At 36.2% G+C, this 14,243-nt stretch carries 17 protein-coding genes; 14 read left to right on the top strand and 3 right to left on the bottom strand.

Going from position 1 to position 14,243, the window contains the following annotated elements:
* The first annotated feature begins 2 nt into the window (after window positions 1-2).
* Complete coding sequence (gene pepV / locus AB3M96_RS17450) at window positions 3-1,415, top strand: dipeptidase PepV (RefSeq protein ID WP_412968910.1); 1,413 nt, start codon at window positions 3-5, stop codon at window positions 1,413-1,415.
* A 37-nt stretch (window positions 1,416-1,452) separates the two neighbouring features.
* On the opposite strand, the gene cysK is transcribed toward pepV, so the two are convergent.
* The gene (gene cysK, locus AB3M96_RS17455) at window positions 1,453-2,379 is read right to left on the bottom strand and encodes a cysteine synthase A (RefSeq protein WP_412968911.1); all 927 of its coding nucleotides are present in this window, start codon (window positions 2,377-2,379) and stop codon (window positions 1,453-1,455) included.
* Between the two features lie 180 nt (window positions 2,380-2,559).
* On the opposite strand from cysK, the gene thpR reads away from it, so the two are divergent.
* The 6 genes from thpR (at window position 2,560) to AB3M96_RS17485 (ending at window position 7,769) form a co-directional block, all read left to right on the top strand.
* A complete protein-coding gene (gene thpR / locus AB3M96_RS17460) occupies window positions 2,560-3,129 on the top strand; it encodes an RNA 2',3'-cyclic phosphodiesterase (protein ID WP_412968912.1) in 570 nt (189 codons plus the stop codon).
* Window positions 3,130-3,144: 15 nt separating this feature from the next.
* On the top strand, window positions 3,145-3,540 hold the full coding sequence (locus AB3M96_RS17465; protein WP_412968913.1) for a CidA/LrgA family protein: 396 nt from the start codon (window positions 3,145-3,147) through the stop codon (window positions 3,538-3,540).
* On the top strand, window positions 3,537-4,223 hold the full coding sequence (locus tag AB3M96_RS17470; RefSeq protein WP_412968914.1) for an LrgB family protein: 687 nt from the start codon (window positions 3,537-3,539) through the stop codon (window positions 4,221-4,223). Before AB3M96_RS17465 ends, AB3M96_RS17470 begins: the two co-directional genes overlap by 4 nt.
* 420 nt (window positions 4,224-4,643) lie before the next feature.
* On the top strand, window positions 4,644-5,588 hold the full coding sequence (locus AB3M96_RS17475) for an NERD domain-containing protein (RefSeq protein ID WP_412968915.1): 945 nt from the start codon (window positions 4,644-4,646) through the stop codon (window positions 5,586-5,588).
* A 268-nt stretch (window positions 5,589-5,856) separates the two neighbouring features.
* Window positions 5,857-6,792, top strand: a complete 936-nt coding sequence (locus tag AB3M96_RS17480; protein WP_412968916.1) for a diacylglycerol/lipid kinase family protein — start codon at window positions 5,857-5,859, stop codon at window positions 6,790-6,792.
* A 191-nt stretch (window positions 6,793-6,983) separates the two neighbouring features.
* Window positions 6,984-7,769 carry a phosphotransferase family protein gene (locus tag AB3M96_RS17485; protein ID WP_412968917.1) on the top strand — a complete coding sequence of 262 codons (786 nt, stop codon included), beginning with the start codon at window positions 6,984-6,986 and terminating at the stop codon, window positions 7,767-7,769.
* Here AB3M96_RS17485 and AB3M96_RS17490 read toward each other — a convergent pair.
* Window positions 7,761-8,039 (bottom strand): YtzH-like family protein, encoded by a 279-nt coding sequence (locus tag AB3M96_RS17490; RefSeq protein WP_412968918.1) that lies wholly within the window; start codon window positions 8,037-8,039, stop codon window positions 7,761-7,763. The two genes, AB3M96_RS17485 and AB3M96_RS17490, sit on opposite strands and share 9 nt — an antisense overlap.
* A 225-nt stretch (window positions 8,040-8,264) precedes the next feature.
* Between AB3M96_RS17490 and trmB the strand changes: the two genes are divergently transcribed.
* Window positions 8,265-8,915 carry a tRNA (guanosine(46)-N7)-methyltransferase TrmB gene (gene trmB, locus AB3M96_RS17495; RefSeq protein ID WP_412968919.1) on the top strand — a complete coding sequence of 217 codons (651 nt, stop codon included), beginning with the start codon at window positions 8,265-8,267 and terminating at the stop codon, window positions 8,913-8,915.
* Between the two features lie 133 nt (window positions 8,916-9,048).
* A complete protein-coding gene (locus tag AB3M96_RS17500) occupies window positions 9,049-9,894 on the top strand; it encodes a YtnP family quorum-quenching lactonase (RefSeq protein ID WP_412968920.1) in 846 nt (281 codons plus the stop codon).
* A gap of 53 nt (window positions 9,895-9,947) precedes the next feature.
* On the opposite strand, the gene AB3M96_RS17505 is transcribed toward AB3M96_RS17500, so the two are convergent.
* Window positions 9,948-10,256 (bottom strand): PepSY domain-containing protein, encoded by a 309-nt coding sequence (locus AB3M96_RS17505; RefSeq protein ID WP_412968921.1) that lies wholly within the window; start codon window positions 10,254-10,256, stop codon window positions 9,948-9,950.
* 183 nt (window positions 10,257-10,439) lie between these two features.
* Here AB3M96_RS17505 and AB3M96_RS17510 point away from each other — a divergent pair, with 183 nt between their 5' ends.
* The 5 genes from AB3M96_RS17510 to AB3M96_RS17530 all read left to right on the top strand — a co-directional run bounded on the left by AB3M96_RS17510 (window position 10,440) and on the right by AB3M96_RS17530 (window position 14,205).
* A complete protein-coding gene (locus tag AB3M96_RS17510; RefSeq protein ID WP_412968922.1) occupies window positions 10,440-11,513 on the top strand; it encodes a M42 family metallopeptidase in 1,074 nt (357 codons plus the stop codon).
* A gap of 108 nt (window positions 11,514-11,621) precedes the next feature.
* Window positions 11,622-12,134 carry a DUF84 family protein gene (locus AB3M96_RS17515; protein WP_412968923.1) on the top strand — a complete coding sequence of 171 codons (513 nt, stop codon included), beginning with the start codon at window positions 11,622-11,624 and terminating at the stop codon, window positions 12,132-12,134.
* A gap of 307 nt (window positions 12,135-12,441) precedes the next feature.
* Entirely contained in the window at window positions 12,442-12,942 is a 501-nt protein-coding gene (locus tag AB3M96_RS17520; RefSeq protein ID WP_412968924.1) for a hypothetical protein, read from the top strand.
* A gap of 113 nt (window positions 12,943-13,055) precedes the next feature.
* Window positions 13,056-13,370 carry a thioredoxin family protein gene (locus AB3M96_RS17525; RefSeq protein WP_412968925.1) on the top strand — a complete coding sequence of 105 codons (315 nt, stop codon included), beginning with the start codon at window positions 13,056-13,058 and terminating at the stop codon, window positions 13,368-13,370.
* A gap of 37 nt (window positions 13,371-13,407) precedes the next feature.
* The gene (locus AB3M96_RS17530; protein ID WP_412968926.1) at window positions 13,408-14,205 is read left to right on the top strand and encodes a DUF1444 domain-containing protein; all 798 of its coding nucleotides are present in this window, start codon (window positions 13,408-13,410) and stop codon (window positions 14,203-14,205) included.
* Window positions 14,206-14,243: the final 38 nt, after the last annotated feature.

Genomic DNA, 14,243 nt, shown 5'->3' on the forward strand with positions numbered 1-14,243 from the left:
TTATGGAATCTATTAATTGGCTAGAAGAAGTAATGAAGCGAAAAGAGCAGCTAGTAAAGGATACCCAAGAGTTTCTTCGCATAAAGAGTGTTCTTGATGAGGAGAACGGGACTCCGACGGCTCCTTTTGGAGCGGGTATTGATGAGGCACTCCACTATTTATTAGATAAAGGGAATGATGAAGGATTTGCATCTAAAAACCTAGATGGACTTGCTGGACATCTTGAAATGGGATCAGGTAAGGATTTGATTGGTATCTTATGTCACATTGATGTTGTTCCTGAAGGGGATGGATGGGCTAGTGATCCATTTGGAGCTGAAATACGCGATGGGAAAATCTTTGCGAGAGGCTCACTAGATGATAAAGGTCCAACAATGGCCGCCTACTATGCAATGAAAATAGTCAAGGAACTAAATTTATCTTTATCCAAGCGTGTCCGGATGATTATTGGAACAGATGAAGAAAGTGATTGGCGTTGTGTAGAGCACTACTTTAAGCATGAAGAAATGCCAACAATGGGTTTTGCTCCAGACGCTGATTTTCCAATTATCTATGCAGAAAAAGGGATTTCAGATTTTGATATCGTTCAGAATTCGAATGCCTCTGCTGAAGGAACTTCTCTTATATTAGAATATGTAAGGTCAGGGCGTCGCTACAATATGGTGCCTGATTTTGCTGAAGCAAAAATTCAAGGCGAAGGTGATCTTCAAAAAATAGTTAATGAATTTCATGGTTTTCTCGAAGAGAATTCATTGATAGGGCGCGGCATGTGTGATAATGACACATTACTTTTAGAAGTAGAAGGTGTGTCTGCACATGGTATGGAACCTGACCATGGGAAAAATGCTGGATTATTTTTAGCAAGCTTTTTACAGTCTTACAGCGTAGATGAAAAAGCAAAGCAATTTCTCACTTTTGTAAATGAGTTTTTTGTCGGAGACTCACGTGGTAAAAAGTTAGGCGTTGCATATTCAGATGATATTACAGGTGATTTAACGATTAATGTTGGTAAACTCACGTACGTAAGAGAAAATGGAGGCAGTCTTGGTTTAAACCTTCGATATCCAGTAACAAATGATATGGATTCTACAAAGAAGTTGATTGAGGAAACATGTAAACAATACTCCTTCAAAATATCGAATTTTAGCAACTCTCGTCCACATCATGTCGATAAGGAGCATGATTTAGTAAAAACTCTTCAATCTGTTTATGAGCAACAAACAGGGGAAGAAGCAACACTCGTATCAATTGGTGGAGGTACATATGCAAGGTCATTAAAAGCTGGTGTTGCATTCGGTCCATTGTTCCCGGGAAGACCGGATGTTGCACATCAAAAAGATGAATATATCATGGTAGATGATTTAATAAAGGCAACAGCTATTTATGCTCAAGCGATTTATGAATTAGCAAAATAATAATTAAAAACAAAAGCTCGCCAGATGGCGAGCTTTGCTAATTAAATAAATCGCTTGATAAATATCTTTCACCTGTGTCACATGCAATACAAACCACAACGTCATCAGCAGTTAAACGATTAGCTACTTGAATAGCAGCATAGCATGCAGCACCTGATGATGGTCCCACTAATATTCCTTCTTGTTGAGCAAGTTTTCTTACTGTATTATAGGCGTCTTCGTCTTCAATCTTAAAGATTTCATCATAAACATCTTGATTTAATATTTTTGGTATAAAACCGGGACTTGTACCAACAAGTTTATGCTTCCCGGGTTTTCCACCTGATAAGACTGGAGAACCAGCAGGTTCTACAACATGAACTGATAAATCGGAGTAATGAGCTTTCAGAGTCTCTCCTGTTCCTGTAATTGTACCGCCGGTTCCAGCAGTCGCAACAAATGCAGTGAGGTTCTTTCCTATAGAATTCATGGCGTTAATTATTTCAACTGCTGTTGAATACCGATGTGCATCTGGATTTGCATTATTTTCAAACTGCATCGGAATGAAGCTATTGGGAATTTGCTGTGCTAGTTCTTTTGCTTTATTAATTGCCCCTGGCATTTTTTCGTCCCCAGGCGTTAATACAACCTCTGCACCATATGCTTTTAAAAGGTTAATTCTTTCCTGAGTCATCGTGTCGGGCATGACAAGTATTGCCTTATATCCCCTTGCTGCTGCATTCATTGCAAGACCAATTCCTGTATTTCCACTTGTCGGTTCAATAATCGTTGAGTTTGGTTTTAACAAATCAGCTTTTTCTGCTTCAATAATCATATTAAATGCTGCACGGTCCTTTACACTACCACTTGGATTGAAATATTCTAATTTTAAATAGATAGAGGCTTTCCCTTTGGGACTAATTTTATTTAATTTGACTAATGGTGTTTCACCAATTAAGTCAGAGATAGTGTTTACAACCTTCAACTATTACACTTCCTTTGATGATTAATTACACACAGAGACCTATGTAGTTTGTGTATTTTAATGATATAAAATGTAGAGTGGTGTTTTAGGACCTAAGGTAATTATATACCGTTAAGCTAGTTTTACTTTACCACAAACTTTGATAAAATGATGGAAATATACCTACAAAGGGGTCTTGAAATGGAACATCAAACCCATTACTTTCTTGCACTTGCAATACCAGAAAAAACAAAAGAAGTTCTTTTTAAGTGGAGGGAGCTTTTAGAACCTAGGCTGCCTTTTAAAAGTTGGGTCCATCCAGAAGATTTACATATTACGCTTGCCTTTTTGGGAGGAACTGCGTCTTTTCAACAATTAAATGAGGTTAAAAAGAGTATAAAAGTCATTGTTCAACAGCATACATCATTTGAACTGGAATTGAACGGCATTGGAACATTTGGGAGAAAAGACGCTCCACGTATCCTTTGGGCCGGTGCCAATAAAAGCGAAGAACTGATTTCCCTACAGAAAGATGTTTTTAAAGCTTGTACGGAAGTTGGGTTTGATTTAGACAAGCGTCCGTATTCTCCACATATTACGTTAGCGAGAAGATGGAAGTCTGATGAAAAATTCCCTTTTGAAACGGTAAATGAAATCGTGCAACCAAAGCAAGAGTATAGTATCTTTGAAGCGGAGAATGTGGTTTTGTATCAAACTCATATGAATCGTACACCTAAATATCAACCGCTTGCCATTTTCCCACTTTCTTAAGAGAAGGGATTTATTATGAAATTTATAAAAGTATGTGTTCAAATTTCGATTTTATATCTTTTTTACTTCTTAGGGACGCTTATTCAAAATGTAGTAGGTACAAGTATCCCTGGCAGCATAATTGGGATGCTTCTACTCTTTTTATTACTTCAGTTAAAAATAGTAAAAGAAAATTGGCTAGCCTCAGGAGCACAGTTTTTGCTTACGTACCTAGCTCTCTTATTTGTCCCTGCCACTGTTGGTCTTATTGATTATTTACCTTTTTTTAGAGGGAAAGGATTAGTAACTGTGGGGATAGTATTAGCTAGTACTTTTCTCGTGATGCTTCTATCAAGTAAAGTTGGACAATTAATTGCTAAAGGTAGAAAAACTGACCTAAGGAAAGATATCGAGGGGGGCTTTGATGTATGAATAGTTTTATTGCTATTGGTACTATTATAGGCACCGTCATCATATTTTTTGGTATGACCAAGTTATATAAGCTTATTCCTTTTCCATTACTTGTACCGATTGCTACTACAACGCTAGTTATTATTATAGGATTACTACTTTTCTCAATTCCTTATGAAACATATATGCTAGGGGGAAAGTGGATCGATGAATTACTTGGACCAGCAGTAGTAGCGTTGGCATATCCCTTATATCATAACCGAAACGCATTAAAGGCGTATTTTAAACCAATTTTTATTGGTGTCATAGTAGGATCAACAGCTGGAGTCCTATCAGGTTTATACCTAGCTAAACTGTTTTCGGTAAGTCCAGTAGTGCTATTTTCATTAGCTCCAAAGTCGGTAACCTCTCCTGTAGCTATGGATATAGCGGATGTAATTGGGGGAGTTCCAGCTCTAGCTGCTGTGTATGTGATGATTGCAGGAATTGGTGGAGCCATGTTCGGACCAATCTTATTGAAAATAACAAAGGTTGATCATTATATTGGAGTAGGTTTGGGCCTTGGAACAGCTTCTCACGGAATCGGGACTGCTAAGGCATTGGAAATGGGAACTAATGAAGGGGCGATTAGCTCGGTAGCTATGATTTTAAGTGCAATATATACGGCTATTATTCTCCCGGTTTTGGTTGGGTTATTTATATAGGTTGTTGTTCGTAAACTTTGTTGCTTTTAATGTAATTAATATTAGGCTATATAAAGTCGAATACATGTTTACAGGAAGGTGATTGGAGCGCATGGCACGAAGACTCCTCGAAAATGCTTTGTATTTTCTTCGTGCTTGGGAGAATTCAAAGGTGCTTCTCAAAGTCCTGCGGGAAAAGCGTGACCTGGTGATACCCCGCAGGAGCTTGCGACTTGTCTAGCTTCAGCGGCTAGAAACTCGAGAAATTTCAACTCCTCTGTCAGAGGCAAAAGGCGCCTCTCACGCCCGCGGAAAGCGGGTGCCAGGAGCGGAAATCACCTATCATTCTAATCCGTACCATATTTTATTTACAGCTGCAAATTGCACAATCTTTTAGAAGAGCCTTTATATAAGAGTCAATTTCAGTAAGGTGGAATTCTGTTGGGACAATTAATAAAATTACAAGATTATATATCCCGATACGAAATAGATACGTATCGGTACCCGGGTCAATTTATTCGGTTGAAGAAACAACACTGGGAAAAAGTTAAGAATGCGTGGGTTGAGGGAGGGTTAACTTCCCCTGAAAAATCTATTATCCAAACAGAACCTCAACACATAGAGGAAAAAACCTCACTTTTTCAATTTTTTAAAAGAAAAAGAAAGAGTGACGACGAGGTTGAAGATAGTCAAGTTAATCTTATAAAAATCAATGAGGAATTAAATGACGAAATAGACTTTTCCTTTGTCTATGAGAACCAGCCAAAGACTATTGATGAGCTTAAACAAGTGTTTCTTGATCATATTTTTGATTTTCAAATGAAGTGGGCAAGTTCAACTGTTCGTGAAAAATCATATGTAGACCGTGAGTTTTTTTATGATCCTACCTTAAAATATTTCTTACAGCGGTTCCCTGACACATATCTTGTTCTGTATCAGCCAATATTTCTATTGAAAAAAGCCCCGGTTGAGGTTGAAATTATTCTTTTAAGCCCAACAACGACTTGGTGTATAACGATTCTTGAAGGTGATGACAACAGTGTATTTGTAGGGTCAAAAGAAAGATTTTGGATTGAACGAAATGGGGACAAGGAGAAAAAGCTTCTTTCACCGGTCATTGGACTACAAAGAATGGATAGAATCGTTCGTAAAATTTATTCATTATATGAAATTGATTTACCAATACGAAAGGTTATATTAAATAGGTCAGGTTATTTTGACTATCCATCAGTACCGTTTGATATTCAATTAGTTGACAAGAGGAATTATGAGGCTTGGTTTACAGGGGCGCGAAATATGGTTTCACCTTTAAAGCATATGCAGCTTAAAGCGGCAAATGCGTTATTACAATATTGCCAAACGACATATGTTCGTAGAATGGATTAAACAGATCGTTTTTACTTGACTCGGTTATTGACCGGGTTTTTTAGTGCAACTCTTTAGAAACAAAGGTACAAAGACATAGTGTACATATCTTGTTGCAACTTCTTTGTTGGCACATCTTAGAGTTACTATGCATTTTTCTGCGATGATGCTGTGCATTTCATTGCTCTTTGCACCAATTGTTTTGCAAATAGTTAAGTGGAAACATATTGTAATCATTCAAAAGATAAAATACTATTAAAGCATACATGTCAGATTTTGAGGTTTATCTATGAAACTATTATTTTTTATTGTCAACACGAAGGCGGGTAATGGTAGGTCTTTAAAGGTATGGAATAAAGTTAAACAAGAACTTGAGAAAAATAATATAAAATATCGTTCGTTTCTAACAAAATACCCTACACATGCGGAAGAATTAGCAAGGCAGATTGGTTCGATGTTTGAAGAAAAAATAGATGCTGTTATTGCTGTTGGTGGAGATGGTACACTTCATGAAGTGTTAAATGGGATGGTCTATTATCCAGATGTAAAGGTTGGATATATACCTGCGGGATCTGGAAATGATTTTTCTCGTGGTTTCCATGTTCCCAATTCTCCGCTAGATGCACTTTCTCTTATAGTAAGAAATAGGAAAAGTAAAGGGAAGTTCTTTGATATAGGAAAATGTAAGGTTAAAGGTGTTACAAAGACTCATTATTTTGTAAGTAATATGGGAGCAGGATTTGATGCAGCTGTCGCCAAACTTACAAATGAATCAAAAATGAAAAAATACTTAAATAAGATTCATTTAGGTTCACTTTCCTATGTTGGGGCTGTGTTTAGGCAGCTATTTACTTATCGCTTGACGGATGTTTCAATTACTATTGATGGGCAACCATACACATATGAAAATGTTTGGTTTGTTACAATTTCAAACCAGCCATACTATGGTGGTGGTATGAAAATAGCCCCAATGGCCATTACAACTGATGGTTTATTAGATATTACAATTGTTCATAATCTCTCGAGAGTAAAGCTATTATTTGTCTTTGTAACGGTGTTTTTTGGTAAGCATACGAATTTTAAAGAAGTGTCTCAACTCAAAGGTGCGAAGGTAAGTATAGAGTCATCTGAGAGTATGCTAGTTCATGCGGATGGTGAACTAATCGGTCAAATGCCGCTTCAGGCTGAGATACTACATAAAAAAATACCATTTATCGTAAAATAGTCCTTTTCCATCATTTACCGATCGTAAAAGCTCTATTTTCTATCAATCAAAAGTCACTTTTTCTTGACTTTAATTGTAAATAAACGCTAAAATTTATTAAGATAGCTATTGTTTTCTACTAAGGTTTTCAATAGCTGTCTTTTTTATTTCGAATTCTTACTTACTATGGAAATGTTGTGTTGAAATTGAAGATGAACTGGCTTAAATACGTATTAGGAAACGAGTGGGAAATCTCTCCAGCAGGCGGAGCAACTGGAGATGCGTATTTTGCTCAATATGATGAAAAAAAGTTATTCTTAAAAAGAAACTCTTCTCCATTTCTAGCGGTCCTTTCTGCGGAAGGGATAGTTCCAAAACTAATTTGGACAAAACGTCTTGAAAACGGTGACGTAATAACGGCACAGCATTGGTTAAGCGGGAGAGAATTGCAACCGGGTGAGATGTACGGAAAAAACGTAGCAACCATGTTGAAAAAAATTCATGAGTCAAATGAATTATTAGAAATGCTGAAACGCTTAGGTAAAAAACCAATCTTACCTGAAGATATCTTACAGGATATTTTACCTATATTAGATTCTGAATTACTTGAGATGAAACAGATAAAAAAGGCAATTCATTTTCTAAAAGAAGAATTGCGTAATGTGTCTTATGATTCAAAGGTTGTTTGTCATTCTGATGTGAATCATAATAATTGGTTGATAACAGAAAATGATGAGCTTTTTCTAATTGATTGGGATGGGGCGATGATTGCAGACCCTGCAATGGATATTGGAATGCTTCTTCATTGGTATATAAAAAAAGAAGACTGGTCAACATGGATCAGTCTGTACGGGATGGAGCTCACTGACCATTTACAATTACGAATGAAATGGTATGTGGTAGCTCAAACACTGTTATCAATTATCTGGTATAAATCCAAGAACAAAGATAAAGAAGTTCTTTATTGGACGACGTATTTAGAAGAACTTTTAAGATAGTTGGTCGATATCGTCAATCCATTCCGAAAGTTGATTTTGATGAGATAATATATGATTATCAAGATGTTGTGTATATTTACCGTCTTGGCTATAAGAATAAATATCTGTTAGTACTTGCTTTACTCCCTGGTCAATATTCGGGTTTGCAATAAGTGATTGGATAAGTCTTTCTAACTGTTCACATTCAGCAACAGTTCCACAGCAGTCCATTTGATGATTTGATAAGATATCTTTTAAGATATCCATTTGATGTGTATAGTCAATCGGCATACTAGCACTCCTTCATGTAATAGTCATATATACTACATTTCCATGAATTGACCTTTTTTATACTTTACTAAAGTTTTCTAAAAGACGAATTAAAGCTCACAGCTGGTGAGCTTTTTTAATTTAAGTTGAGAATGCTATGAGATGGTATACAACAGGTTAGCTCTTGCATAGAACCCTTGTACATGGTATTCTGATGTGCGAAGAACATAAATGAGGTGGCATAAAATGCGTTTACGCAACAAACCGTGGGCTAAGGACAAACTGGCAGCTCATCCCCAATATGTAATTAGTAATCCAGAAGAATGTAAAGGAAAATGGGAAAATGCTTTTGGAAACAATAATCCCATTCATATAGAGGTTGGAACGGGTAAAGGAAGATTTGTTTCAGGAATGGCGAAGGCTAATCCAGAAATAAATTATATCGGCATTGAATTATCCGACAGTGTAATTGTAGCTGCACTTGACAGGGCTATCGAAGCGGAAATTCCTAACCTGAAATTATTAAACGTACATGCAAAAAATCTTCGTGACTACTTTGAAAAAGGTGATGTGGATCGAGTTTACCTCAACTTTTCAGACCCTTGGCCAAAAACAAGACACGAAAAAAGACGTCTAACATATAAAACTTTTCTTCAAATGTATGAAGATATTTTGATTGATGATGGAGAAATTCATTTCAAAACAGATAATCGTGGTCTTTTTGAATACTCACTAAGAAGTTTTTCTGAGTATGGCCTTCTTTTAACATATGTAAGTCTTGATTTGCATAAGTCAGACTTCGAGGGAAATATCATGACTGAATACGAAGAAAAATTTTCAAAGATGGGATACCCTATTTACCGTTCAGAAGTAAAATATATGAATAAGAAGAACTAATCCATGGACTTAGGTTCGTGGATTTTTTGCTGTAGAGAAGAGAGCTCGGGAAAATCCCATTTTTAAATACTCATTAAAAAAGATTCATAATAATGCTAAAATGGATGAGAGTACATAGAAGGGTGGGGAAATAATGGAACAGCTAGAGGTTGGAGATATTACACTTACATGGCTGAATGGCGGTGTAACAAATTTAGATGGTGGAGCAATGTTTGGAGTCGTCCCAAAACCACTATGGTCTAGGAAATATCCTCATAATGAAAAAAATCAGATTGAGCTTCGTACAGACCCAATTTTAATAAAAACTGAATCAAAAAATATCTTAATTGAGTCGGGGATTGGGAATCATAAAATGTCAGATAAGTTAAAGAGAAATTTTGGTGTGCTTGAGGAATCTAAAGTAGAAACTTCTCTAGCAGAACTAGGCTTGTCTACAAGAGATATTGATATCGTCTTAATGACACATCTGCATTTCGACCATGCCTGTGGGTTAACAAAATGGGAAAATGATAAATTGGTACCTACTTTTGAGAACGCTACCATTATTACTTCTAAAATAGAATGGGAAGAAATGAGAAATCCCAATATACGATCAAAGGCCACGTATTGGAAGGAAAATTGGGAAGCTATTCATGAGCAGGTTAAAACGTTTGAAAATGAATTAGAAATTGAAGAAGGCATTAAAATAATACATACAGGTGGACATAGTGACGGACATTCAATTATCGTGATTGAAAGCCAAAACGAACAGCTTATTCATATGGCAGATATAATGCCAACGCACGCCCATCAAAATGTCTTATGGGTAATGGCTTATGATGATTACCCGATGACATCGATTGAGCAAAAACAGAAGTGGATGAAGTATGGAATTGAAAAAGAGGTGTGGTATAGTTTTTATCATGATGCCTATTATCGAGCTATAAAGTGGAATGAAAATGGTGACATTTTAGACTCTTTGAAAAGAGTTCGAGACTAGATAAACTTAGCCTATTGGATTCTCTCCTATAGGCTAAGTTAGCTATTATATACTTATAGTGGATTGACCTCTAGTATTGTCCCAGTTTTTGCGTCCGCGATAAATTCATACTGGCGGCTCTCGTTATTAACAGTGCGAGTAATTCCACCTTTATAAACCTTGTATAAAATACCTGATTTGGTGTATTCTTCTGGATTCATTTGTATCCAGGATCCGTCGATTGGTCCGTTTTTCTTAAATACTTCTTTAGCTTGTTTGAGTGCTTTGTCGCCTGGTAGTAATGTTTCGGTCATTGCCTCTTTCAGAAGATATGCACCTGCAAAACCTACACCAACACCTAGTAGAAACTTCTTCCAGCTCATTTATATTCCCTCCTTAGATAACAACGATCTACATCTATACTTTAAGTATACATAAATTTAATATTTTCGCTATGTAAACTATGGTAAGAGAAAAACAATTTCGATATACTAAATAATAGTACATAATTGGTAACACTAATAGACAAACGATATTTGTCATTTCACTTGAGAGGAGAATACAACTTGAATCAAGAAACATTAGAGCTTTTCAAAACATTAACAGAACTACCTGGAGCACCAGGCAATGAGCATCAAGTAAGAAAGTTTATGCGCTCACAACTTGAAAAATACTCAGATGAGGTTGTACAAGATGGATTAGGTAGTATTTTTGGAGTGAGACACGGGGATTCAGATGGCCCAACTGTTATGGTTGCTGGCCACATGGATGAAGTTGGTTTTATGGTCACGTCTATTACTGAAAACGGAATGATTCGTTTCCAAACACTTGGTGGTTGGTGGAGTCAAGTATTATTGGCACAACGCGTACAAATTATTACATATGCTGGTCCAGTAGTAGGAGTAATTGGATCAATTCCTCCGCATTTACTTGAAGATGCACAACGAAATAAACCAATGGATATTAAAAACATGATGATTGATATTGGTGCAGATGACAAAGAAGATGCAATTCGCATAGGTATTAAACCTGGCCAACAAATCCTGCCAATTTGCCCATTTACACCTATGGCAAACGAAAAGAAAATCTTGGCTAAGTCTTGGGATAATCGCTATGGATGCGGTCTATCTATTGAATTATTAAAAGACCTTCAAGGAGTACAACTTCCTAACACATTGTATTCAGGTGCAACTGTTCAAGAAGAGGTTGGACTTAGAGGAGCTCAAACTGCTGCGAATATGATTAAGCCTGACATTTTCTTTGCGCTAGATGCAAGTCCAGCAAACGATATGACTGGTGATAAAAATTCTTTCGGCCAGCTTGGTAAAGGTGCATTGTTACGTATTTATGACCGTTCAATGATAACACATCGCGGTATGCGTGAATTTGTTTTAGATACTGCTGAATCTAATAATATTCCTTATCAATATTTTATCTCTCAAGGTGGTACTGATGCCGGTCAAGTTCACTTGTCAAATGAGGGTGTCCCATCCGCAGTTGTTGGTATTTGTTCTCGTTATATCCATACACATGCTTCTATAGTACATGTTGATGATTATGCAGCTGCTAGAGAGTTAATAGTTAAGCTTGTTAAGTCTTCAGATCGTGCTACAGTTGATGCAATAAGAAACAATAGCTAGTCGAAGAGGGTAAAGTGATGAGTTGGACTCGGCAGATGCCGGGTCCTTCTATCTGATACAAGTTAGTCTTAGGATGTATACTTAGATTGGTTGATGAGGTGTTTATAAATGTTAAAAGTTGCAATTGGTACAAAGAATCCTGCTAAAGTTGATGCAATTGTTAACGGATTCAAAGGAATCCAAGCGGATTTCATTCCGACATCTGTCCCTTCTGGTGTATCGCCTCAGCCATTCTCTGATGAGGAAACAATAAAAGGTGCTGTGAATAGAGCTCAAAATGCTCTTGAAAAAGAGGATACCCAATTGGGAGTTGGCTTAGAAGGTGGAGTTGTACAAACAGAGTTCGGTATTTTTTTATGTAACTGGGGTGCAATTGTAGATGAGAAGACTGCTCCGATTATTGCAGGAGGAGCACGTATACTGTTACCTGAGGATATTGCCAGTGAACTTTTAAAAGGTAAAGAACTTGGTGATGTTATGGAGGAATATACAAAACAAAAGAATATCCGAAAAAATGAAGGAGCTATCGGCATTTTTACAAATGGATATGTAAATCGCACTGATATGTTTCTTCATGTTGTAAAACTATTAGTAGGTCAATATACATTTTTAAATAGATAATAAATAGGACTGTTTTCTAAACTATGTTGCACTAAACCTTGTACCTTTCACTTTCAAAGAAAGAAGCTAATAGTAACAATCTCTTAAAAAGAGCCAAAATTTCTCTTGTAACTTTTAGTCTATAACGATATTGTGAATGCCGTTCTTTTGTCATATTTCAGACTACAGATTCGACAAAACGACTGGTACAATCTTCTTATAATAGGTTATTGAATGAAATTTGTAGAATAACCTTGCAACACTGAATTTAATAGGTTTATTATAAATAATAGAGAGATATATACAACCTTATGTAAGGGGTGAGAGAATGAAACATGGAAAGGGTCTTTTTTTGTCTTTTTTTATCGTTATAGGACTTTTGACCGGTTGTTCATCAATAGAGGACGAAACGAAAGAGACAATCGCTGCAGTTGAAGAAACCTTTAAAGGAAAAGCAGAAGAAGCCAACAGTAAGAATGAGGATATATCATTTTATATACCGTCAACTATGAAGATTGAAGAGCGGGAAGAAAACAATGTGATTATTAACAAAGACGATCAGACTTTTATTTTGTTTGTTAATCCAGTAGAACCTGCAAACAGTGATGTGATGTATAAATCAATTGAATCAAAGAAGAAGTTCTCAGTAGATAAAACCTTTACAGATAAAGAACGGTTTGGCTATGTAAAAGTTTATGAAATTGATGAAAAGCTCTATCTTGTATCTGTAGGTATTGGCGGAGTAAAAATGACTACAGAAGCAAAGCTTAGTGAAGTATCCGAAAGCGCTAAAGAAATGATGACAGTTGTCTCATCAGTAAAATACTAAGATACTTGTCCCTCAGTATAAACTGGGGGTTTTTTGTTTGTCTTTAAAGGGAGAATATATCATAATGTGTATATGTGAGTTTTCACCAAAGAAGTATAAACGGAGGTATCTTAATGAAAAAGTTAGAAAGCATGGAACAATATAGTGAATTAAGCAAAAATGGGAAAAATATACTCATGTTTTCAGCAGACTGGTGCCCAGATTGTAGGTTTATTGACCCGTTTTTACCTGATATAGAAAATTCTTACCCTGAGTATACATTTTATTATGTTGATCGTGATGAGTTTATTGATTTATGTGCAACCTTACAAGTATTTGGTATTCCAAGTTTTATTGCATTTGAAAATGGAAAAGAAACTGGCCGTTTTGTAAGTAAGGATCGAAAAACTAAGGAAGAAATCGAGCAATTTATTGATGGACTTTCTTAAGAATTCCTTACTACACAAAGAGAGGAGGGTATGAAGTATGGATTCAAAGAAGCTTAAAAACATCATTGAAGAAAAGCTAGCAAAGCACAATTGGGAGTTTACGTTTGACAAAGAGAAGGATACGTTACGGATTGAAGATAAAGAAACGAAAAAAGGAATGACTGTGGAGCTTCCAGGTATTATCGCAAAGTATAAAGAAGAAGGTTCTGCCAGTCTAGATGAAGTCATTTATTATATTGAAGAATCTCTCTCTGTAATGGGGACGGAACAAAAATTACAGGGTAAGGAAAAGAATATCTATCCTGTAATTCGCTCTACTTCTTTCCCAACTCAATCAAGTGATGGAATTGATTTATTAAATGACGAACATACGGCAGAAACTCGTGTTTATTACGCACTTGACCTCGGGACAACCTATCGATTAATTGATAAGAACTTACTACAAAAAGAGGAATGGGAACCAGAAAGAATACGAGAAATTGCAAGGTTCAATTTACGCTCTTTAGAAATAAACTATAAAACAGATCTTGTTGCAGGAAACACTTTTTATTTTGTAAATTCGAATGATGGGTACGACGCGAGTCGGATATTAAATGAAACCTTTCTACTAAAAATGAAACAACAAATGGAAGGTGCCATGGCAGTTGCTGTACCACATCAAGACGTTCTTATTTTAGCAGATATTAAAAATGATACTGGTTATGATATACTCGCCCAAATGACGATGAGTTTCTTTGCTGCGGGAAGAGTTCCAATTACAGCCTTATCGTTTTTATATGAAGAAAATGAGCTCGAACCAATCTTTATTCTTGGAAAAAATAGACCGAGAAAATAGTAGGAGAGCTGTATCCTACTTTACTATCAAATCAAAAG

Source organism: Ferdinandcohnia jepli (assembly GCF_047246645.1).
Lineage (GTDB): Bacteria > Bacillota > Bacilli > Bacillales > Bacillaceae_L > Ferdinandcohnia.